Source organism: Maritalea sp. S77 (assembly GCF_049801075.1).
Lineage (GTDB): Bacteria > Pseudomonadota > Alphaproteobacteria > Rhizobiales > Devosiaceae > Maritalea.
Genome location: NZ_JBNAGG010000003.1, coordinates 300733 through 321454, shown reverse-complemented (window position 1 = coordinate 321454; position 20722 = coordinate 300733). Strand labels below are relative to the sequence as shown.

Sequence of the window (20722 nt, the reverse complement as noted above, 5' to 3'; positions counted from 1 at the left end):
TTTGTTTGCAAAATTTGATTTTGCGGAACGGAAGCCCCACTTTGGAGACCAAAGCACAAAACGACATATAAAGAGGTGACCATGTTTCAAAGTCTGGGTGATCGGTTAAGCGGCATTTTTGATGGGCTAACACGGCGCGGCAATCTGTCTGAAAGCGACGTGAATGCAGCCCTCCGCGAAGTGCGCCGGGCCCTGATTGAAGCTGACGTATCTTTGGAAGTGGTGCGCGGCTTTGTTGAACAAGTGCGCGACCGCGCTGTTGGCGCCGAAGTCACCAAATCGGTCACCCCCGGCCAGCAAGTGGTCAAAATCGTCAATGACGAATTGGTCGCCGTGCTGGGCAATGAGGCGGTGCCGCTTGATCTGAACGCCCCAGCTCCCGTCGCCATTATGATGGTCGGCCTGCAGGGCGCGGGTAAAACCACCGCCACAGGTAAGATCGCCAAGCGCCTGAAAGAAAAGCAAAACAAGAAAGTTTTGCTGGCCTCTCTCGATACACGGCGCCCCGCCGCGATGGAACAATTGCGGGTGTTGGGCGAGCAAATCCAAGTTGACACGCTCGAGATCATTCAGGGCCAAAGCCCTGTTGAGATTGCCAAGCGGGCCCAAAAAGAGGCCAAATTGGGTGGCTATGACGTTCTGTTCCTCGATACAGCAGGCCGCACCCACATTGACGAAGAGTTGATGGCGGAAACCGCTGAAATTAAATCGGCCACCAACCCTCACGAAATTTTGCTCGTAGCGGACGCGCTGACAGGTCAAGACGCAGTGAACCTTGCCCGCTCCTTTGATGAACGTGTGAGCGTGACCGGCATTATGCTGACCCGTATCGATGGCGATGGCCGCGGCGGTGCCGCCCTGTCCATGCGCGCGGTGACCGGCAAACCGATCAAGTTTCTCGGCACCGGTGAAAAACTCACCGACCTAGAAGATTTCTACCCATCACGCGTCGCTGACCGGATTTTGGGCATGGGCGATATTGTGTCGCTGGTGGAAAAAGCCGCCGACACAGTGTCGCAAGAAGAAGCGGCCAAAATGGCCAAGAAAATGAAGAAGGGGGTTTTCGATCTCGATGATTTGAAAAACCAACTGCTTCAGATGAAAAAAATGGGCGGCATGGGCGGCCTGATGGGCATGATGCCCGGCATGGGCAAAATGAAAAAGCAGCTTGATGGCGCAAACTTTGATGAAAAAGTTTTCGACCGCCAAGTCGCCATCATCCAGTCCATGACCAAAAAAGAGCGGGCAACCCCGGCCTTGCTGAACGCCTCGCGCCGCAAGCGGATTGCCGCTGGCTCTGGCACCTCCGTGCAAGACATCAATAAGCTGATCAAAATGCACCGCCAAATGGCCGACATGATGAAAAAAATGTCCAAAGGCAAAGGCGGTTTGGCCGGTATGCTCGGCGGCATGATGCCCGGCGGTATAGGTGGCATGCCCAATATCGACCCGTCAAAGCTTGACCCGAAAATGCTGGAAGAAATGCAGAAGCAAATGGGCGCAGGCGGCGAAATGCCTGATCTGCAAGAGCTTCAAAGCCAGGCAGCCCCGAAAAAAGAATTGCCCAAAAGCGTTGATGATCTGCTGAAAGGCGGCGCAGCACCGCGTTTCCCTGGCTTGCCCGGTTTGGGCCCCAGAGGGGGTAAGAAATAGTGGTCAACATTCCAACGCTTGAAACAGAACGTCTTGTTCTTCGCGCCCTTAAGCCCGAAGATTTTGACACCTACGCGGAAATCGCTGCTGATGGGGAATGGTCTCAATTCGTTGGCGGCCCGATGGACAATAGCAAAGCTTGGCGCGCCATGGCCACACTGATTGGCCACTGGACATTGCGCGGTCACGGCATGTTTGCAGTGGAAGAAAAATCAAGCGGCAAGTTTATCGGCATCATCGGCCACTGGAATCCGATCAATTGGCCCGAACCTGAAATTGCATACACCTTGGCGCAAGACGCTGCAGGCAAAGGCTACGCCACCGAAGCTGTGCGCAAGATGATTGACTACACCTTCAATGAGCTCAAATGGGACACCGTGGTGAGCTATATTGATAACAACAATATTCCATCCCAAAAAGTTGCCCATCGGGTGGGCGCTATTGCGGAGGATTTGATCGATTTGGGGGGTAGCCCCGCGCGGGTTTACCGCCACCCCAATCCTAACAAGTAAATCAACGAAATTACCGCCAAAAGCGGTTACATAGCCAAATTAGGAGAATATCAATGGCCATTAAAATTCGTTTGTCACGCGGCGGTTCTAAAAAGCGCCCTTACTACCACGTTGTTGTTGCTGACGTTCGCGCACCACGCGACGGCCGCTTTATTGAGCGCATCGGGTCTTACAACCCAATGTTGCCAAAAGATTCAGAAGACCGCGTGAAGTTGGACAAAGAGCGCGTTGAGCATTGGTTGAGCGTTGGCGCCAAGCCAACTGACCGTGTGCACCGTTTCTTGGACGCTGAAGGTTTGTTGAAGCGCGAAGCACGCAACAACCCGAAAAAAGCTGAGCCAGGCAAAAAAGCGCAAGAGCGTTTGGAAGAAAAGCGTCAAGCTGAAGAAGATGCGAAGGCTGCTGCAGAAGCTGAAGCAGAAGCACCAGCAGAAGAAAACGCAGCAGAGTAAGTTTTCTGAACCTGTTCAGAAATTGACTGCATAAGGAACACGCTATGGGCCGCACTCAAAAAGACAATCTGGTTTTAATGGGCCAGATCGGGGCGGCCCACGGCATTAAAGGCGAAGTCCGGATCAAGAGCTTTACCCAAAACCCACTTGATCTCGCCGACTATTCCCCGCTGTTGACCAACAAAGCGGGACAAACCATCACCATCAAAAAAGCACGTTTGCAAAAAAACATGCTCGTCGCGATTTTGGCGGAATCCAAAAGCCGCAACGATGCCGAAGCACTAAACGGCACCAAGCTTTTTGTGCCACGCGAGAGCCTGCCGCAAACCGAAGATGATGATGAGTTTTATTATACAGATTTGATCGGCCTAAAGGCCCGCACACCGGAAGGCGAAGAGCTCGGCTCCGTTGCTGCGGTGCAAAATTATGGCGCCGGCGACGTGCTGGAAATCCGCCCAGCCAAAGGCCCAACCGATCTTTATCCCTTCACCAAGCAAAGCGTGCCCACCATCAATTTGGCCGAAGGCTATTTGATCATCGTGCCCGCTGTTGAAGTGATTGTGGATGATGATGAGGCGTTTGAGTGATGTCGTTTAAAGCCGACATTATCACCCTGTTTCCTGATCTTTTTCCCGGCCCGTTGGGCGCCTCCATCATTGGTCGCGCGGCGGAAAAAGGCACATGGGCGCTCAACGCTACCCAGTTGCGCGATTTTGCCACCGATAAACACAAAAAGGTGGACGACACCCCGGCTGGCGGCGGCCCCGGCCTGGTTCTCAAACCAGATATTTTGGCCAAAGCCATTGACCTCATCTCGCCAGAAGACGACCTACGCCCCCGCATTTTGATGAGCCCACGCGGCAAACCATTCGACCAGCAAATGGCCCGCGATTGGGCCAACGGCCCCGGCGTGGTGATTGTATGCGGCCGTTTCGAAGGCGTCGACCAGCGCGTGATCGACAGCCGCAACCTCACCGAAGTCTCCATTGGCGATTTTGTGCTGTGCGGCGGCGAAGTGGCGGCCATGACCATGCTGGAAGCCACCGTGCGCCTGCTCCCCGGCGTCATGGGCTCCGCCGAAAGCGAAGCCGACGAAAGTTTTGAAAACGGCCTGCTGGAATATCCGCAATATACCCGCCCTGCAGAGTTCGAAGGCGAACCCATCCCTGAAGTGGTCACTTCCGGCAACCACAAAAAGGTCAACCAATGGCGGCAGGAACAATCTGAAGAACTAACCAAGCAGAACCGCCCAGATTTATGGGATCGGTATAAGCGGAAAATAACCAAAATATAGCTAAATAGTCGATAGACTTAGCTAATCCACATAGGATTTCAGCAAACAGCGATAGACCGCAATAACCTAGGTTTCGCGATCTATCTCTCGTTTGAACTAGCTATCACGCATTGTAGTGTTTGGATGCCGCTTTCCGTGGCTCTTAGAAACAAACTTGCCAGTAATGGCACTTCTATAGGCACCACCCGTTGATCCACCGCCAACTTTTTCTGTCACGGTTGTCCGAGGACTACGCCTAGTTGCTGCCTTCGTAACAAACCGCCCTGAAATAGTACTACGTGAGCGTGTTAATTTTGTTTTTTTAGTCATTGATGTTTTCCTAAATTGGTAATTATATTCGGTTTTTTGCATAAGAAACCGTCGTTACAACCTAATCGGCTCTTGACCTACGAAAGCACACATGATTCACTGTTTCTTAAGTAAGACGCCTTACAATTGAGACACAAACTGTCTTATACATGAAACACTCTGCTTTGATTCTTTCTTTGAGTCAAAGCTTTTTCACGTCTGGTGGGTAAAGATGACACTCAACATAGATCAGTTGGGAAAAATGATCCTAAAAAAACGGGGACCAACTGGCATCCGTGCTACAGCAAAAGAGGTTGGGGTTAGCCCTGCAACGCTATCACGTGTGGAAAATGGGCACCTTCCCGACCTTGAAACCTTTGCTTCAATTTGCGAATGGCTTGGAGAAGACCCTTCTCAATTCCTTGGCTTCACACATCGCGCCAACGACCAAACTGCGGTCAGCGTTCATATGCGAAAAAAGAAGACCACCAGCGTAGCGACCGCTACAGCGCTAGGCGAAATGATCATCGCAGCTCAAGCCGCAATCCGAGATAGAGAAAGTCTTTAAAGTCATTATGCGCCGTGGATTTAAGGCACACGCAGAAAGAGTCGCTCTCGCTGCTCGTTCAGAGGTAGATCTCGCTCCAAATCAGAGAATTGATCCAATACACTTCCTAACTCAGAAAGGAATTACTGTATGGACACCCGAACAGATTCCCAATTTAAGTCAGGATTGCCTCGAACAACTCACAGTAAATGATCCTAATTCATGGTCAGGCATGACGATTAGGGAAGCAGGCCAACTCCTAATCATATATAATTCTACGCATTCAGAAGAAAGAAACGCCAACACGCTAATGCATGAATGGGCGCATCTAGAACTCGATCACAAACCAAACCGAGTGGATCGTTCAGCTGGAAATATCCTTCTTTTAAGCGATTATCCTTCGGAATTTGAAGATGAAGCAGACTGGCTAGCAGCTTCGATCTTGCTCCCGCGCGATGGATTGCTTTATCATGGAAAAAGAGGACTAAATAGCGAGCAGATAGCCGCCCATTTTGGAGTGAGCAAAGCGTTGGCAAATTGGCGAATCCGAATGACGGGTATCGGCAAACAGCTTTCGATCAAGTAATTCACCAGAAACCCATAGACTCTGTCCGTTTTTTACGCTATAGCCCGCCAGACTAATTTTGTCTTTAAACACCAAGACCGGTGTATCCGTCCCTTTTTTCGGCTTTCGGGCAATGAGAATTGTGGACGCTCTGACTGGCATGAAAACAATCGGACGAAAAAATGAACATTATTCAGCAGCTCGAAAAAGAGCAGCGCGAAGAGCTTGAAGCAAAGCGCGCAATTCCAGATTTTTCTCACGGCGATACCGTAAAAGTATGGGTACGTGTACGTGAAGGCGACAAAGAACGTTTGCAGGCCTATGAAGGCGTTGTGATTGCTCGTTCAGGTTCAGGCCTGCATGAAAGCTTCACCGTACGTAAGATTTCTTACGGCGAAGGCGTTGAGCGTGTATTCCCGATCTACTCACCCATCGTCGACAGCATTGAAGTGCTGCGTCGCGGTAAAGTCCGTCGCGCGAAACTTTACTATTTGCGTGAGCGTCGCGGTAAATCTGCACGTATTTTCGAAGCAACAAACGCCCGTACCAAGCGCATTCAAGACGGTGAGCGTCAAGCCGCTGCTGATGCCCGCGCCCAACGCGAAGCAGATAAAATTGCTGCGAAAGAAGCACAAGAAGCTGCTGCAAAGGCTGAAGCCGAAGCAAGCGCTGCAGAGGAAGCCAAATCAGAATAGTCTGATTGCCTTCTCTAGATTTTCGAAAAACCCGGCCATTGTGCCGGGTTTTTTGTTTTAGAGCGATAAATGGCAACTTTGAGTGTCTAAACGCGGTTTGTCTTGTCTCACGGCTATTCGATGCTCTTTTTGCGCGCCGCCGTCGTTCGCTACGCTCACTACCCCGGCACCCCCGCCATGCATCTGCCTGCGACGGTGCGAAACCTAAAGGTTTCGGGGTCCTCGCTGCGCTCGTCCACTCTTTTCCCTCGCTGACATACTCCGAAGCATCTCCCACCCACCGCCGTCACCCCGGACTTGTTCCGGGGTCCAAGCAACATGGGCGAAGATACGCACCATAAATGTTTTCGCCCAAACACCACAGCTACATGGATTACCGGATCAAGTCCGGTAATGACGGGAGGGGGTGGGGTTACGCCCTGCACAGCATAAAAGCGAGGCACCAATCGGCGGGGGTGCCGGGGTAGTGAGCGTAGCGAACGACGGCGGCGCGTAAAAGACTCGGGGGTGCCGGGGACGGACACGCAGTGTCCGGTGGCGGCAAAAAAGACTCTGGAGCGTGCCGGGGTAGTGAGCGCAGCGAACGGACGGCGGCGCGAAAAAAAGGCGGCCCAAGAGCCGCCTTCTTCAATTCAAAAAACCAAACGAACTTAGCTCGTTTGCGCCAACAAAGAAGCGTTGCCGCCGGCAGCGGTGGTGTCGATACAAATTGCACGTTCATGTACAAAGCCTGCCACATCGTGGGGGCTGGTGATGAACGGCACAATGGGGCCATCCAGCGCGGCCATAGCGGCACGTAATTTTTGGACGCCCTCGCCTTGCCCCGCCAGGGCCACCGCATCGATGGCCAACCCGTCAAGTTTTTCGGGGTCAACAGCGCCTTCAATCAAGCTGATTGGTGCGCCTGCGGCTTTCAGCCGTGCCAATTCTGATGGCAGCGGGCTGCCCACAATCACCAATCTGTTGCCCCAAAGCAGGGCTGCTTTTGCCAGTTCTAGCAAATCATTGCCCCCACCAACAGCCAAAATTCGGCCGCGCGGTGTATAGCTGATGCGGTTAAACTCGCCCGTTGGGCCAGGCAGTTCTTTCGCCATTTTCGGTTCATCATCACCCAAAATTTGCGCACGATCATCGCGATCTGCCCATTCAATGGAGGAAATTTCTTCAAAGGCAGTGGCAATATCAATCGCACCAATTTGGCCGGTTTCGGCGGTCTCATGTGCACGCTTAGCAACCCGGAAACGTGGCAGATAGTTTGGTCCGCCTGCTTTCGGACCCGTGCCAGAAAGCCCCTCACCACCAAAGGGTTGCGAGCCAACAATCGCCCCAATCTGATTGCGGTTGACGTAGAAATTGCCCACTTTAATGCGCTTGCCGATGGCATCAACGCGGCTATCCATGCGGGTGTGCAAACCAAATGTGAGGCCGAAACCTTTGGCGTTCACCGCATCGACAACCTTATTGATATCGCGCGCTTTAAAGGTCGCCACATGCAACACAGGGCCAAACACTTCGCGTTCCAGCTCTTCAATGCCACTGACCTTGAAGATATGCGGCTCAACAAAGTGTCCTTCGCTTGGCACTTTGATCTTTTTCAACAAACGCCCTTCATTGGTCAGCTTGGCACAATAGTCAGAGATGTCTTTTTGTGCTTCCGCATCAATCACAGGGCCAACATCGGTTGCCAAATCCCACGGATTGCCGACTTGCATCGCATCCAACCCGCCATAAAGCATTTCAAGCACATGATCAGCCACATCTTCTTGCACATATAGCATGCGCAAAGCTGAACAACGCTGTCCCGCACTTTGGAACGATGACGCCAGAATATCACGGATCGCTTGCTCTGGCAGCGCGGTGCTGTCAACGATCATGGCGTTCAAGCCACCTGTTTCCGCGATCAACATCGCATCGCTATCTGCAGTTTTGGCCAATTGCTTATCGATCAATTTCGCCACTTCGGTCGAGCCGGTAAAGCACACACCGCCCAAATTTGGCTGTGACGTAAGTGCGGCACCGATATCGCCAGCACCCGGCACCAAAACCAATGCATCTTTGGGCACGCCCGCTTCGTGCAGCAACTCAACGGCACGCGCACCCATCAAAGGGCTTTGCTCCGCAGGCTTGGCCACAACCGTATTGCCTGCAACCAATGCCGCAGCCACCTGCCCGGTGAAAATGGCCAGTGGGAAATTCCACGGCGAAATACACGCGATCACGCCGCGCGCATCATCTTGCTCGCCCAAACGTTCAGCTTCATTGGCGTAATAACGCAAGAAATCAACGGCTTCGCGCACTTCGGCAATGCCATCCAACAGGCTTTTGCCCGCTTCCCGCGATGCCAAAGCAAACAATTCAGCTGCGTGATCTTCATATAGATCCGCTGCTTTGCGCAATGCGGCAGCCCGATTGCTCGGCGCTTTGCTGCCCCATGCTTTTTGACCATTTGCCGCCACCTCAACAGCTTTGGTAACCGCCGCTGGAGTTGCATTGGCAATCTCACCCACATCATCTTGCAGATTGGCCGGGTTCACCAGCTTTTGCACCTTGCCCTTTTCGCCCAATGCCGCATCCAGCGCGAACGTCCATTTATGGTCGCCCGCAAATTTGCAGCGTGCTGCATCCAGTGCCGCAAATTCGATGGGATCTGTGATGTCCCAGCCTTTGGCATTCAAACGTTGTTCGCCAAACAAATCCTTGGGCATGGGAATCTTATCATTGGCGATATGATCCAATTCCATCACTTCTGAAATCGGGTCTGCTACAATCATGCTTGGTGGAATTTTTTTGTCGTAAACCTGGTTCACAAAGCTGGAGTTCGCACCATTTTCCAACAAGCGCCGCACCAAATAGGCCAGCAAATCGCGGTGCGCACCCACTGGCGCATAAATCCGGCATCGCGTGTCATTTTGCTGCCGCAACGCTTCATGCAAGCCTTCGCCCATGCCGTGCAACCGTTGGAATTCAAAACCTTCCCGATCATTGCCCGCCAAATGCAATACAGCAGACGCACTGTGCGCATTGTGCGTGGCGAATTGCGGATAAATGCGGTCGCGCATATCCAGCAATTTCCGGGCACAGGCCAGATAGGACACATCGGTATTCACCTTGCGGGTAAACACGGGATAGCCAGAAAGCCCCATCACTTGCGCGCGTTTAATCTCTGTGTCCCAATAAGCACCTTTTACAAGGCGGATCATGATTTTGCGGTCGAGCTTTTCCGCCAACGTATAAAGCCAATCAATCGCATATGAGGCGCGCGGACCATAGGCCTGGACCACAATGCCAAACCCATCCCAGCCATCCAGCGCCGGATCGGACAAAACCTTCTCAATAATATCGAGCGAGAGATCGAGGCGATCCGCCTCTTCCGCATCAATATTGAGGCCCATTTGCGCTTTGGCTGCTGGCTTCACCAGCTCAAGCACCCGCGCCACCATCTCATCGACCATGGTCTCGCGTTTGCCAAATTCATAACGCGGATGCAGCGCCGACAATTTGATAGAAATGCCGGGGTTCTTCCGCACATCTCCATGCACCGCGTCCTTGGCCAAACGATGGATCGCATCCAAATAAGCAGCGTGATAGCGTTGCGCGTCGTTTTCAGTACGCGCCGCTTCGCCCAACATATCGAATGAGTACGTATAGCCTTTCGCCATCGGCTTGGAGCCGTTTGACAATGCTTCCTCAATTGAACGGCCCAATACAAATTGCGACCCCATAATGCGCATGGCTTGGCCCACCGCGGTGCGGATCACAGGCTCCGACATGCGACGACCCAAAAGGCTCAGTGGCTTAAACACACCGCCAGCTTTTTTGTCGCTCAACAGGGTTTTTGACACCACCAACCCAAGGGTAGAGGCTTCCACCAAAAGGCTTTCCGCCGCGCCCAAATGCTGTGACCAATCTTCATCAACAATCTTATCTTTGATCAGATCGTCGATTGTTGGACCATCGGGCACCCGCAACATGGCCTCAGCCAAACACATCAAGGCAATGCCTTCATCGGTGGAAAGGCCATATTCGGCCAAAAAGGTTTCCATCAACCCTTGTTGCGCTTCATCACGCAATTGCTGCACCAGACGAGCAGATTCCTCGCTGATTTTCTCCCGATCACCAGCGCTAAGCGCCACCATGTCGAGCAAATATTTGACGGCATCAGCCTCGTTGGGCAAGTGATTTGCCCGCATTTTTTCGCGAATTTGGTCCAGCATGAGACCTCCCAGAACCGATATAATTTTCCTCATTTTACCCGACATTAAATAGATCATTGGTCTATTGAATTGAATTTGTCAGGACTTTCATCTATTGATAACGCACAATTTAGCCGATTAAGCAGGCATAAAAGCAAAAGGCAGTCCAAATGGATAGTATCGACCGCAAGATCATCACCGCGTTGGCCAAAAATGCCCGCATGTCGATGGCCAATTTGGCCGACAGGATCGGCCTTTCCAAAACGCCCACCCAAATGCGGGTGAAAAAACTTGAGCGCGACCGCGTAATTTTAGGCTACCACACAAGGGTCAATCATGAAAAATTGGGCAATGGCCACATCGCCTTTGTGCAGGTGACCCTTTCAGATACCCGCGCGCGCGCATTAGACGATTTTAATGAGGCGGTGCGCAACACGCCCGAGATTGAGCAGTGCCACATGATCGCGGCCAGCTTTGACTATTTAATGAAAGTGCGCACCAAAGATATTTCGGCCTATCGCCGTATATTGGGGGAGGTCATTTCTGCCCTCCCCCATGTTGCACAAACCTCCACCTTTGTGGCGATGGAGACGGTGAAAGATATTTAAGCGCTGCACCCCACGCACAGCACTTAAAGCACTCACCGGCACAACAAATTAATATGCGCTTGTAGGACGATCGAAGACACGGCGACCAAAGCCACTTTCGGTGAGATTCACCAACATACGTGTGCTTTTGCCACGCTCGTCCAAATAAGGATTAAGCTCGACCAGGTCCAATGAAGTCATCAGGCCACTGTCGCAAATCATTTCCATCGCCAAATGCGCTTCGCGATAGGTCGCTCCACCCGGCACGGTGGTGCCGACGCCGGGAGCATAAACAGGATCGAGAAAATCCACGTCCAAACTGACATGCAACATGGCATCATCACGTTTCACAGCTTCAAGCACTGAGCGAATTAAGCTGGCGACGCCTTTTTCATCAATATGACGCATATCCATCACATCGACCCCGCGCTCGCGCAGCAATTCACCTTCTTGTTGATCGATAGAGCGTACGCCAAACACATGAAAATCGCGCGGATCAACAGGATCAATCGGTTGCTCTAAGATGCCATTAAATCCGGGCTCGCCGCAAAAGAAGGCTGCCGACATGCCGTGCATATTGCCGGAATGCGACGTATCTGGTCGGTTAAAATCTGGGTGCGCGTCCAACCACAACACATGAAGCTTTTTGCCTTTTGCCGCCGCATGACGCGCAGCCGCGGTCACCGTCCCCATGGAAAGAGAATGATCTCCGCCCAAGAAAATTGGCAAAAAGCTTGCAGAAAAAGCTTTAACCCCTGTCTCGTAAAGGGACCGGGCGAAGCCCGCAACTTCATTTTCATGGTGGGTGGCACCATCCAACTTCAGCTTTACATCTTGCGGCGTCACATCGCCCCAATCTTCCACTGTAAAGCCCAGATCTTGCAAAGCACCGCCAATATTGGCCACCCGTAACGCCGCGGGGCCCATTATGCAGCCAGACATGCCTGCGCCACCATCAACTGGTGCACCAATCAACGCAATGGAGCCTTTTCCCATAAAACTACCTTAAATCTATACCCTAGCTCTCGCCATTTTCTGGCGTTTTTTGCAGTATGGCCTCGTGGGCGATCAACGAAAAGATAGATATATGTGCAAAATTGCGATATGCTTTCGCAAATCGAAACCAATTAATGTGCATTTTGATCAATGGACGAACTTGATACCCGCCTCATCGCCTTGTTGCGCCACGATGCGCGCACCCCGGTTGCCAGTTTGGCCCAATCGCTCAACGTATCACGCGCCACCATTAAGGCCCGCATTGATCGGCTCACTAAAAATGGGGTCATCAAGGGCTTCACCATCATCACTGGCTCACCCCGTGACGATAAGAGCATCCATGCTATCACGTTGGTGGAAATTGAGGGTCGCTCAGCAGAAGCGGTGATTAAAACCATGCTGGGCTTGCCGCAAGTGCGCACCTTGCACACCACAAATGGCAAATGGGACATCATCGCGCAGCTCGAAACAGAAGATTTGATCGAGTTTGACGATGTGCTGCGCCGTATTCGTTTAATTGAGGGTGTTAGCCTCACTGAAACCAACATTTTGCTGGCCCCGCGCAAATCCCGCCTCGACTAAGGCCTTAGCCGAATTGAAGATAATTTGACGCATACTTTTTTAATTCTACCGAACGCGGTACGCCGCACGCGATCTTGTTAGTTACAAAAACAACTATTAATGCTTAACGCGATAAGCATATGGTTTAACATGCCATCCCTGCAATGCTATTCTCGCGCACCTTGCAACGCGCAATAACTATCATCGCATCACGTCAAAGGAGTTTATGATGGCCAAAGCATTCGCTTCCCAAGGGGACACAACTGAAAAGAAAATCTCCTTTACCGAAGTCGGCGACGGTCTTTATGCCTTCACCGCAGAAGGTGATCCAAACTCCGGCGTGATCATCGGCGATGACTCCGTCATGATCGTTGAAGCACAAGCCACGCCACGTTTGGCCAATAAGGTGATCGAGTGCGTACGCTCTGTAACCGATAAGCCAATCTCTCATGTGGTGCTTACCCACTATCACGCGGTGCGTGTGCTCGGCGCATCAGCCTATGGCGCACAACAAATCATCATGTCCGACAAAGCCCGCTCGATGGTGGTTGAACGCGGGCAAGAAGATTGGGACAGCGAGTTTCAGCGCTTCCCACGCCTTTTTGAAGGCCATGAGAGCATTCCGGGCCTCACTTGGCCCACCACAACGTTCAACGATAAAATGACTGTTTATCTGGGCAATCGCAAAGTTGAAATCATGCATTTGGGCCGCGCCCACACGGCCGGCGACGCGGTGATTTATGTGCCAGATCAAAATGTGATGTTCACAGGCGATATCGTTGAATATCACTCAGCCTGCTATTGCGGCGATGGGCACTTTGCCGATTGGGGCAACACGCTTGATGCCATTAAAGCCTATAATGTCGACGCCATTGCCCCCGGTCGTGGCGATGCGCTGATGGGCCAAAAGATGGTCAATGCCGCCATTGAAAACACCCGCGATTTTGTCGCCTCCACCTATAAGCCGGTGCAACAGATTGCGGCGCGCGGTGGCAGCTTGAAAGAAGCGTGGGACGCCGTACGCGCGGAATGCGATCCGAAATTTGCAGACTATGCCATTTACGAACATTGCCTGCCCTTCAATGTCGCCCGCGCTTATGACGAAGCTCGCGGCATAGACACACCGCGCATTTGGACCGCAGAGCGGGACATGGACATGTGGAACCAATTGCAAGCATAGGCATCGATGCTTTGGGGGGAGACCAAATGACAAAGATATTTGAAACACCGCTCTATCCATATACGCGGAACCAAGATCAATCCGCACCAAGCCCGGCCCGCCGCAAAGTGGTGATCATCGGTGCTGGGCCAGTTGGCCTGGCCGCGGCCATCGATTTGGCACAACAGGGCATCGAAGCCATCATTGTCGATGAAAATGACAAGGTAAGCTTTGGCTCCCGTGCCATCTGCTTTGCCAAACGCCCTCTCGAAATTCTTGATCGTCTGGGCTGTGGTGACCCAATGGTGGATAAAGGGGTGATCTGGAACCTGGGCAAGATCTTCTTCGATGACCGTCAGGTCTATGAATTTAACCTATTGCCTGAAACAGGCCATAGGCGTCCGGCTTTCATCAATCTGCAGCAATATTATTTCGAAGAATATTTGGTCAACCGTGCCCGCGAACTGGAACAACAGGGCGCGCCGATTGAAATTCGCGGTGGCAATAAAGTCATCGACATTAAGTCTCATGCCGATCATGTGGACCTCACCATCGATACGCCGAACGGCACTTATCAATTGGAAGCGGATTGGGTGATTGCGTGCGATGGCGCCGCGTCTCCCACACGGCAAATGATGGGCCTCGACTTTGTTGGCCGCATTTTTGAAGACAATTTCTTGATTGCCGATGTGATCATGGATGCCCCCTTCCCCACCGAGCGGTGGTTCTGGTTTGATCCCCCGTTCAATAAGGGTCAATCCGCCCTACTGCACAAGCAGCCAGATGGCGTGTGGCGCATTGATTTGCAGCTGGGCTGGGATATCGACAAGGAAGAAGAGAAAAAGCCGGAAAATGTCATCCCGCGCCTCAAAGCTATGTTGGGCGATGATGTAAATTTCGAACTGGAATGGGTGTCCATTTACACATTCCAATGCCGTCGCATGGAAAAATTCCGTCACGGCCGTGTGCTGTTTGCGGGCGATTCGGCACACCAAGTGTCGCCCTTTGGCGCGCGGGGTGCCAATTCCGGCCTGCAAGATACAGACAATTTGTGTTGGAAGCTCAAACTGGTGATTGAGGACAAGGCCCCCGAAAGCCTTTTGGACAGCTATGATGATGAACGAATCTACGGTGCCGATGAGAACATTCTTAACTCGTCGCGCTCAACCGATTTCATCACCCCAAAATCCGACATGTCGCGCCTGTTGCGGGATGCAGTTTTGGATTTGTCTGAACATTATGAGTTTGCCCGGCCATTGGTGAATTCGGGTCGGCTTTCTGTGCCCTGCACCTATGATCAGTCGCAACTGAACAGTGCCGACAAGCTGGACGGACCCGCGCGCACACGACCTGGCTCACCTTGCCCGGATGCACCGGTGGGCGATGATTTTCTGCTCAATCATTTGGGCGATCAATTCACCCTGCTCACCATCAACGCCGACGCGCCAGACGAACTGGACGTGGATGGAATCAAGATCAAGCGCTTGGCCCTTTCCAGCGCTGATGACAAGAGCAATGCCATCAAAGAGCGCTATTTGGGTGACCAACAACAAGCGGTCTATTTGATCCGTCCTGACCAACATGTCACAGCTCGACATGAGACATTTGATCGGCAATATTTTACTGACGCGCTGCGCCGCGCTGTTGGAAAATCTGCTTAGGAGGCAAGAATGAGCGAGAAACTGAATTTAAAGCCCAATATTGCCAATGCAGATGATTTTTATGCCGATTTATTGGCGGCACATGAGGGATTGAGCAGCGAAGAAAGCAATGCTTACAATGCGCGACTTTTGCTGATTCTTGCCAATCATATTGGCGATCGTGAACTGTTGGCGGAAGCGCTGAACGCCGCCAAGGCTTAGCCGCAAGTCACATTCAACAAGACATAAAAAAAGCGCCCGAGTGGCGCTTATTTTTTATCGGCTGGGGTAAGTGCCGAATATTTGGAGCGGGCGATGAGATTCGAACTCACGACCCCAACCTTGGCAAGGTTGTGCTCTACCCCTGAGCTACGCCCGCCTCCGGAACAATGATCTAACGATCAGCGTTCGGCGCTTATATGCCTAATGAAGCGAGCAATTGCAAGTCAAAAATTGGCATCTGTGAAACTTTTATGTTATCCGCTGATTTAACGTTAAATTTCGCTGACGAATTTTGCGGCTTATCGGGCGGTATTTAGCGCTTCTCACTTGTTTTTAGATGCTGCCCGCGCCACATTCATGCCAATGCGATCAACCCATCAGGTGTTCTATGGAATTCTCAATGCAAGCCAATCTGACCCCACAAAACGGTCAAACTCCAGCAAATGATCTGATCAAGGATTCAGATACGGCGAATTTTGCAAAGGATGTGATGGAAGCCTCCCAAACCGTCCCCGTGCTGGTGGATTTTTGGGCGCCATGGTGCGGCCCCTGCAAACAGCTTGGCCCGATGATCGAAAAAGCCGTGACTGAAGCTGGTGGCAAAGTGAAATTGGTCAAGATCGATATTGACCAGAATCAGGGCATTGCCGGGCAATTGGGCATTCAATCTATCCCTGCCGTGATCGCCTTTGTCGGCGGCCAACCCATTGATGGTTTTATGGGCGCGGTGCCTGAAAGCGAAATCAAAGCCTTTATTGAAAAGATAACCTCCCAAGCGCCAAAGAATCCCAACGATCCAGCCGCTCAAATTGAAGCGGCGTTGGAGCAAGCCCAAACAGCTTTGGATGCAGAAGATTTTGGCACGGCCTCACAAATTTACGCTCAGATTTTGCAGTTTGACCCACAAAATGATGCATCCATGATCGGCATTGCTACCATCCACCACAAGATGGGTAATGATGAAACAGCACGCGACACCATGGCTAAAGTGTCAAAGGAAGGGCAAGAAAGCCCAGCCTATAAAAGCTTGGACGCGGCCCTTAAACTGGGCGAGGAAGCATCTGATCTTGGCGGTTCCGCAAAGTTGGAAGCTGAATTGGAAAATGATCCGGAAAACCATCAATTGCGTTACGACCTTGCATTAGCGTTTAATGCAGAAGGTGAAAAATTGGAGGCTGCGGAGCAATTGTTGCACATCATGAAAGCCGACCGCGAGTGGAATGAAGACGGCGCGCGCGTCAAATTGCTTGAACTGTTTGACGCATGGGGCCCCGCTGATCCTGCCACCGCCAAAGCCCGCCGGATGCTATCTGGCCTATTATTTAGCTAGGAACCAATTGATGCCACTCGCCTCTCCCATACCGATTTTTCCGTTAGAGGGGTTATTGCTGTTCCCACGTGCGGTGCTGCCATTGCACATTTTTGAGCCACGCTATGTCGCCATGGTGGATGCCGCGCTAAAAGCGGATCGCCATATCGGCGTGATCCAGCCAGCACTCGAAAACAAAGATGCGCTTGAACGCGTGGGGACATTGGGCCGCATCACCCACTTTGAAGAACTGCCGCAAAACCGATATATGATCGGGCTGACGGGCATTTCTCGATTTAAACTGTCAAAAGAGATTGTTGATCTGGAAACCCCATACCGGATCGCCAAAGTCACTTACACGGACTTCAAGGCTGATCAACAAGACCCGGAAGATTTGAGCGAATTTGACCGCAAACGCTTTGAAAAAGTGCTGAAAAACTACGCCAAATTTGCTGAATTTGAGTTGGACTGGTCCGAGATCAAAGACACGGAAACCGAAGATCTGGTCAATAGCTGCGTGATGGCCAGCCCCTATCAGCCGCGCGAGCGCCAAGCTTTGCTGGAAGCCGCAACCTTAAAGGAGCGGGCCGAAATGTTGATGGCACTGGCCGAAGTGGAAATGTCCCGCAGCGACCCAAACCAGCATATGCAATAATGGAAAATCACAATATCGACCCTAAAATGCTGGAAATGCTGGTCTGCCCGTTCACCAAGACGCGGCTGGAACTTTCAGCCGATGGCAAGGAACTGCAATCCTTTGCCGCGCGCTTGGCCTTTCCCATCGAAAAGGGCGTCCCATTGCTGGTGCTGGATAGTGCCAGGCATCTTACCGAAGAAGAACTCCGCTAAAGCGGCAACCCCTTCAACAAGCGCAAATCATCATTGGCTGCGGCGGCGTGGCCGATAAAGGCTTTTTTCAAGAATGGCGCGCGATCAACCAAACCAAGGCCCACATCACGCATCACCCGCACCAAGGGCTGGTCATTTGAAAATAGAATATTGAGCGCATCGGTCGCCATCGCCATCAGACCTGTGTCGAACCGGCGCAATTTTTGGTAGCGATCCAAAACATCAATACCACCTAGATCTTCACCATGCCGCGCCGCTTCGACCAACACTTCGGCCAGCGCTGCAACGTCTTTAAGGCCCAAATTCATCCCCTGCCCCGCAATGGGGTGCACCACATGGGCTGCATCGCCAATCAGTGCCACACGCGGCCCCACAAATTCCTTGGCAATCTGCAATCGCAATGGAAAAGCTTGCGCGGGCGCGAGCACGTTGACCTTGCCAAGGCTAGAACCCATTTTGCGCTCAATCTCGCGGGCGAGGTCATCTTGTGACATTGCTAATATTTCAGGCACCAGCTTGGTCTTTTCCGACCAAACGAGGCTCGAACGCTTTTCCGGCAGCGGCAAACTGGCAAATGGGCCATGGGGCAGGAAATGCTCATAAGCCACATTTTTGTGGTCCAGCTCATGCTCAATTGTAGTCACAATGCCCGATTGACCATAATCATGACCTGTTGTGGCAATGCCCATCATTTGGCGCACCATGGAACGTGCACCATCTGCCGCCACCACCAAGCTGGCCTGCACTTCTTGGCCACTTTCAAAAATCACACTTGATCGCGCATCGCCCGACTCAATCGTGCTGATTTTATCTGGCGCAAAATGTCCAATTTCATACCGCTCAAGCTTTTTGAGCAAAGCGCCGATTGTAGAAATGTTGGGCACCATATGCGCAAAAGGTCGCCCCGGCTGAACGTCACCTTCAAACCGCAAGAATAGCGGCCGGGATAAATCCTGATCGGAACTGTCAGTTATATGCATGCCGTCAATCGGGCTCGCATCGGGCAACATATCAGCCCAAACACCTAGCGCTTCAAATACCGAAGTGACGCCAAGCGCCAAAGCAGACGCGCGACCATCTTTTTTCGGCACTTCAATTTTGTGCACATCATTCAGCCCTATCGCCAAATCTGGCATGGCTTGCTTGAGCGCCAATGCCAGCGTCAACCCGGCAGGCCCTGCCCCTACAATCAAAATATCCAGCTTTTTTGCTTTAGTTTTTGCTCGCGCCATGTCGCACCTATTGATTTGATTGAGCGCACTTTGAACCCAACCTAAAGGAAAAACAAGTTCCCCCTTGTCGCAGCAGATGAATCTTTAGGCACACATTCGATTCTGCACATTTATTGTGCACGTAAAATAAGCCAAGGGTAAATTGATCGTCAGACAATATTTTATTTTTCTAACAAAATCAGAAACTTAACCCAACATCCAAAACTGGCACGCATTTTGATTCCTAAGACGGTGACCATTGCCCCGCCGGGCAATCAAACAAGAGGAACCGATCATGAAACTGATAAGTGCCATAATCAAACCGTCCCGTCTTGAAGATGTGCGCAACGCTTTAAGCGACAAAGACATTCACGGCATGACCGTGGCCGAAGTGCGCGGCTATGGCCGACAAAAAGGCCATACAGAAATTTATCGCGGCGCCGAATATGCGGTGAATTTCATGCCCAAGCTCAAACTCGATATCGCCGTTTCTGATGAACAAAGCAGCGATGTGGTGGAGACCATCGCCACCGCCGCCCGTTCAGGCCGCATCGGCGACGGCAAAATCTTCGTGCTCAATCTGGAAGAAGCCATGCGCATTCGCACCAGCGAAACCGGCGTTGAAGCGCTTTAACTCAAGAATCAAAATGCTGGAGAAAAAAATGACACGCTTGTCTCTTAATCGCGCGCTAAAAGCTGCGCCGCTTGTTGCTCTGGGCCTGATGTTGCCCACCGCAGCTCAAGCACAAGAAGCGGCCCCTACCCCTGAATATGCCATGATCTTTAACACATTGCTGTTCTTGATCGGTGGTTTCTTGGTGATGTGGATGGCCGCAGGTTTCGCCATGTTGGAAATGGGTTTGGTGCGCTCCAAAAACGTTTCCATGCAAGGCCTGAAAAACATCTCACTCTACTCGATCGCTGGCATCATGTTTTGGCTAACAGGCTACAATCTGATGTATACTGGTGTTGATGGCGGCTTCATCGGCTCATTCGGCCCTTATGATTTCCCTGCACCCGGTGCAGATGATCATTCAGCTGGCTATTCTGTGGCCTCAGACTGGTTTTTCCAAATGGTTTTTTGTGCCACCACCGCATCCATCGTTTCCGGCACCATGGCCGAGCGGATTAAGTTTTGGCCATTCCTGATTTTCACCGCCATTTTGACCGGTATTCTCTACCCGATCACTGGCTCTTGGCAGTGGGGCGCTGGCTGGTTGGCCGGCATGGGCTTTGCCGATTTTGCAGGCTCAACCCTAGTTCATTCCGTGGGCGGCTGGGCGGCCTTGGCGGGCGCTATTATCCTCGGCGCACGCAAAGGCCGCTACGGTCCAAATGGCCACATCACCCCAATGCCTGGTTCATCGATTCCTTTGGCGACCTTGGGGATGTTTATCCTGTGGCTTGGTTGGTTCGGCTTTAATGGCGCCTCACAACTGGCGATGGGCACCATTGCAGATGCGGGCGACGTTTCACGTATCTTTGTGAACACAAACCTCGCCGCCGCCGCTGGCGCAATTGCAACCATCGTCCTGATGCAGCTGATCTATAAAAAGATCGACGTGACCATGGTCATCAACGGCGCATTAGCTGGCCTTGTGTCCATCACCGCCGAACCTTTGGCGCCAAGTGTACCATTGGCTCTATTCATCGGTGCTGCCGGTGGCGTGATTGTGGTGTTCGCTGTGCCATTGCTCGACAAACTCAAAATTGACGATGTGGTCGGTGCGATCCCTGTTCACTTGCTTGCGGGCATTTGGGGCACAATGGTCACTCCATTGAGCGGTTCAGGCAATTTCGGTGTGCAACTTGTTGGCGTCTTGGCCATTGGTGCTTTCACCCTCGTTGCTTCATCACTGGTGTGGATGGCCCTCAAAGTGACCATGGGCATTCGAGTGACCGAAGAGAATGAATCTTTGGGATTGGATAAAGCTGAAGTTGGGGTCGAGGCTTACCCTGAATTCTAACAAAACAACAAATGACCAATTC

General features: G+C 52.0%; 21 protein-coding genes and 1 tRNA gene. 18 read left to right on the top strand and 4 right to left on the bottom strand.

From position 1 onward, the window contains the following. Window positions 1–81 precede the first annotated feature (81 nt). The 8 genes from ffh (at window position 82) to rplS (ending at window position 6006) form a co-directional block, all read left to right on the top strand. Window positions 82–1653 carry a signal recognition particle protein gene (gene ffh / locus ACP15Y_RS12365; RefSeq protein WP_424983398.1) on the top strand — a complete coding sequence of 524 codons (1572 nt, stop codon included), beginning with the start codon at window positions 82–84 and terminating at the stop codon, window positions 1651–1653. Continuing rightward, window positions 1653–2165 (top strand): GNAT family N-acetyltransferase, encoded by a 513-nt coding sequence (locus tag ACP15Y_RS12360; RefSeq protein ID WP_424983397.1) that lies wholly within the window; start codon window positions 1653–1655, stop codon window positions 2163–2165. Before ffh ends, ACP15Y_RS12360 begins: the two co-directional genes overlap by 1 nt. A gap of 53 nt (window positions 2166–2218) precedes the next feature. Then, a complete protein-coding gene (gene rpsP / locus ACP15Y_RS12355) occupies window positions 2219–2617 on the top strand; it encodes a 30S ribosomal protein S16 (RefSeq protein WP_424983396.1) in 399 nt (132 codons plus the stop codon). A gap of 44 nt (window positions 2618–2661) precedes the next feature. Then, window positions 2662–3204 carry a ribosome maturation factor RimM gene (gene rimM / locus ACP15Y_RS12350; RefSeq protein ID WP_424983395.1) on the top strand — a complete coding sequence of 181 codons (543 nt, stop codon included), beginning with the start codon at window positions 2662–2664 and terminating at the stop codon, window positions 3202–3204. Beyond that, window positions 3204–3911 (top strand): tRNA (guanosine(37)-N1)-methyltransferase TrmD, encoded by a 708-nt coding sequence (gene trmD / locus ACP15Y_RS12345; protein WP_424983394.1) that lies wholly within the window; start codon window positions 3204–3206, stop codon window positions 3909–3911. The genes rimM and trmD overlap by 1 nt, the downstream gene beginning before the upstream one ends. Before the next feature lie 520 nt (window positions 3912–4431). Further along, window positions 4432–4767 carry a helix-turn-helix domain-containing protein gene (locus tag ACP15Y_RS12340; RefSeq protein WP_424983393.1) on the top strand — a complete coding sequence of 112 codons (336 nt, stop codon included), beginning with the start codon at window positions 4432–4434 and terminating at the stop codon, window positions 4765–4767. Window positions 4768–4774: 7 nt separating this feature from the next. Continuing rightward, window positions 4775–5332, top strand: a complete 558-nt coding sequence (locus ACP15Y_RS12335) for an ImmA/IrrE family metallo-endopeptidase (protein ID WP_424983392.1) — start codon at window positions 4775–4777, stop codon at window positions 5330–5332. A 161-nt stretch (window positions 5333–5493) separates the two neighbouring features. Further along, window positions 5494–6006 carry a 50S ribosomal protein L19 gene (gene rplS, locus ACP15Y_RS12330; protein WP_424983391.1) on the top strand — a complete coding sequence of 171 codons (513 nt, stop codon included), beginning with the start codon at window positions 5494–5496 and terminating at the stop codon, window positions 6004–6006. Between the two features lie 650 nt (window positions 6007–6656). On the opposite strand, the gene putA is transcribed toward rplS, so the two are convergent. Beyond that, window positions 6657–10220 carry a bifunctional proline dehydrogenase/L-glutamate gamma-semialdehyde dehydrogenase PutA gene (putA, locus tag ACP15Y_RS12325; RefSeq protein WP_424983390.1) on the bottom strand — a complete coding sequence of 1188 codons (3564 nt, stop codon included), beginning with the start codon at window positions 10218–10220 and terminating at the stop codon, window positions 6657–6659. Window positions 10221–10369: 149 nt separating this feature from the next. On the opposite strand from putA, the gene ACP15Y_RS12320 reads away from it, so the two are divergent. Beyond that, on the top strand, window positions 10370–10807 hold the full coding sequence (locus tag ACP15Y_RS12320; protein ID WP_424983389.1) for an Lrp/AsnC family transcriptional regulator: 438 nt from the start codon (window positions 10370–10372) through the stop codon (window positions 10805–10807). 48 nt (window positions 10808–10855) lie between these two features. Here ACP15Y_RS12320 and rocF read toward each other — a convergent pair whose 3' ends face one another. Continuing rightward, window positions 10856–11782 carry an arginase gene (rocF, locus tag ACP15Y_RS12315; protein ID WP_424983388.1) on the bottom strand — a complete coding sequence of 309 codons (927 nt, stop codon included), beginning with the start codon at window positions 11780–11782 and terminating at the stop codon, window positions 10856–10858. A 150-nt stretch (window positions 11783–11932) separates the two neighbouring features. Between rocF and ACP15Y_RS12310 the strand changes: the two genes are divergently transcribed. The 4 genes from ACP15Y_RS12310 (at window position 11933) to ACP15Y_RS12295 (ending at window position 15364) form a co-directional block, all read left to right on the top strand. Further along, a complete protein-coding gene (locus ACP15Y_RS12310) occupies window positions 11933–12364 on the top strand; it encodes an Lrp/AsnC family transcriptional regulator (RefSeq protein WP_424983387.1) in 432 nt (143 codons plus the stop codon). A gap of 208 nt (window positions 12365–12572) precedes the next feature. Next, the gene (locus ACP15Y_RS12305) at window positions 12573–13523 is read left to right on the top strand and encodes an MBL fold metallo-hydrolase (RefSeq protein WP_424983386.1); all 951 of its coding nucleotides are present in this window, start codon (window positions 12573–12575) and stop codon (window positions 13521–13523) included. Between the two features lie 26 nt (window positions 13524–13549). After that, window positions 13550–15163 carry an FAD-dependent oxidoreductase gene (locus ACP15Y_RS12300; protein ID WP_424983385.1) on the top strand — a complete coding sequence of 538 codons (1614 nt, stop codon included), beginning with the start codon at window positions 13550–13552 and terminating at the stop codon, window positions 15161–15163. A gap of 9 nt (window positions 15164–15172) precedes the next feature. Then, on the top strand, window positions 15173–15364 hold the full coding sequence (locus tag ACP15Y_RS12295) for a DUF2783 domain-containing protein (RefSeq protein ID WP_424983384.1): 192 nt from the start codon (window positions 15173–15175) through the stop codon (window positions 15362–15364). 82 nt (window positions 15365–15446) lie between these two features. Here the strand turns inward: ACP15Y_RS12295 and ACP15Y_RS12290 are convergent. Continuing rightward, a tRNA-Gly gene (locus tag ACP15Y_RS12290) sits at window positions 15447–15521 on the bottom strand. 243 nt (window positions 15522–15764) lie between these two features. Between ACP15Y_RS12290 and trxA the strand changes: the two genes are divergently transcribed. Genes trxA through ACP15Y_RS12275 form a run of 3 tightly spaced genes read left to right on the top strand, consistent with a single transcriptional unit; the run spans window position 15765 to window position 17522 of the window. Continuing rightward, on the top strand, window positions 15765–16694 hold the full coding sequence (gene trxA / locus ACP15Y_RS12285) for a thioredoxin (RefSeq protein ID WP_424983383.1): 930 nt from the start codon (window positions 15765–15767) through the stop codon (window positions 16692–16694). 10 nt (window positions 16695–16704) lie between these two features. Beyond that, window positions 16705–17328: an LON peptidase substrate-binding domain-containing protein gene (locus tag ACP15Y_RS12280; RefSeq protein ID WP_424983382.1), complete on the top strand. Its 624-nt coding sequence runs from the start codon at window positions 16705–16707 to the stop codon at window positions 17326–17328. Further along, the gene (locus ACP15Y_RS12275) at window positions 17328–17522 is read left to right on the top strand and encodes a Trm112 family protein (protein ID WP_424983381.1); all 195 of its coding nucleotides are present in this window, start codon (window positions 17328–17330) and stop codon (window positions 17520–17522) included. The genes ACP15Y_RS12280 and ACP15Y_RS12275 overlap by 1 nt, the downstream gene beginning before the upstream one ends. Here ACP15Y_RS12275 and ACP15Y_RS12270 read toward each other — a convergent pair. Then, complete coding sequence (locus ACP15Y_RS12270) at window positions 17519–18754, bottom strand: FAD-dependent monooxygenase (RefSeq protein ID WP_424983380.1); 1236 nt, start codon at window positions 18752–18754, stop codon at window positions 17519–17521. The two genes, ACP15Y_RS12275 and ACP15Y_RS12270, sit on opposite strands and share 4 nt — an antisense overlap. A 274-nt stretch (window positions 18755–19028) precedes the next feature. On the opposite strand from ACP15Y_RS12270, the gene ACP15Y_RS12265 reads away from it, so the two are divergent. Next, entirely contained in the window at window positions 19029–19367 is a 339-nt protein-coding gene (locus ACP15Y_RS12265) for a P-II family nitrogen regulator (RefSeq protein WP_424983379.1), read from the top strand. A gap of 28 nt (window positions 19368–19395) precedes the next feature. Continuing rightward, complete coding sequence (locus ACP15Y_RS12260) at window positions 19396–20700, top strand: ammonium transporter (RefSeq protein WP_424983378.1); 1305 nt, start codon at window positions 19396–19398, stop codon at window positions 20698–20700. The last annotated feature ends 22 nt before the right edge of the window (window positions 20701–20722 follow it).

Coding starts and splice junctions, on each gene's coding strand:
- ffh (WP_424983398.1), top strand. CDS start 82: ATGTTTCAAAGTCTGGGTGATCGGTTAAGCGGCATTTTTGATGGGCTA.
- rpsP (WP_424983396.1), top strand. CDS start 2,219: ATGGCCATTAAAATTCGTTTGTCACGCGGCGGTTCTAAAAAGCGCCCT.
- rimM (WP_424983395.1), top strand. CDS start 2,662: ATGGGCCGCACTCAAAAAGACAATCTGGTTTTAATGGGCCAGATCGGG.
- trmD (WP_424983394.1), top strand. CDS start 3,204: ATGTCGTTTAAAGCCGACATTATCACCCTGTTTCCTGATCTTTTTCCC.
- ACP15Y_RS12340 (WP_424983393.1), top strand. CDS start 4,432: ATGACACTCAACATAGATCAGTTGGGAAAAATGATCCTAAAAAAACGG.
- ACP15Y_RS12335 (WP_424983392.1), top strand. CDS start 4,775: ATGCGCCGTGGATTTAAGGCACACGCAGAAAGAGTCGCTCTCGCTGCT.
- rplS (WP_424983391.1), top strand. CDS start 5,494: ATGAACATTATTCAGCAGCTCGAAAAAGAGCAGCGCGAAGAGCTTGAA.
- putA (WP_424983390.1), bottom strand. CDS start 10,220: ATGCTGGACCAAATTCGCGAAAAAATGCGGGCAAATCACTTGCCCAAC.
- ACP15Y_RS12320 (WP_424983389.1), top strand. CDS start 10,370: ATGGATAGTATCGACCGCAAGATCATCACCGCGTTGGCCAAAAATGCC.
- rocF (WP_424983388.1), bottom strand. CDS start 11,782: ATGGGAAAAGGCTCCATTGCGTTGATTGGTGCACCAGTTGATGGTGGC.
- ACP15Y_RS12310 (WP_424983387.1), top strand. CDS start 11,933: ATGGACGAACTTGATACCCGCCTCATCGCCTTGTTGCGCCACGATGCG.
- ACP15Y_RS12305 (WP_424983386.1), top strand. CDS start 12,573: ATGGCCAAAGCATTCGCTTCCCAAGGGGACACAACTGAAAAGAAAATC.
- ACP15Y_RS12300 (WP_424983385.1), top strand. CDS start 13,550: ATGACAAAGATATTTGAAACACCGCTCTATCCATATACGCGGAACCAA.
- ACP15Y_RS12295 (WP_424983384.1), top strand. CDS start 15,173: ATGAGCGAGAAACTGAATTTAAAGCCCAATATTGCCAATGCAGATGAT.
- trxA (WP_424983383.1), top strand. CDS start 15,765: ATGCAAGCCAATCTGACCCCACAAAACGGTCAAACTCCAGCAAATGAT.
- ACP15Y_RS12280 (WP_424983382.1), top strand. CDS start 16,705: ATGCCACTCGCCTCTCCCATACCGATTTTTCCGTTAGAGGGGTTATTG.
- ACP15Y_RS12275 (WP_424983381.1), top strand. CDS start 17,328: ATGGAAAATCACAATATCGACCCTAAAATGCTGGAAATGCTGGTCTGC.
- ACP15Y_RS12270 (WP_424983380.1), bottom strand. CDS start 18,754: ATGGCGCGAGCAAAAACTAAAGCAAAAAAGCTGGATATTTTGATTGTA.
- ACP15Y_RS12265 (WP_424983379.1), top strand. CDS start 19,029: ATGAAACTGATAAGTGCCATAATCAAACCGTCCCGTCTTGAAGATGTG.
- ACP15Y_RS12260 (WP_424983378.1), top strand. CDS start 19,396: ATGACACGCTTGTCTCTTAATCGCGCGCTAAAAGCTGCGCCGCTTGTT.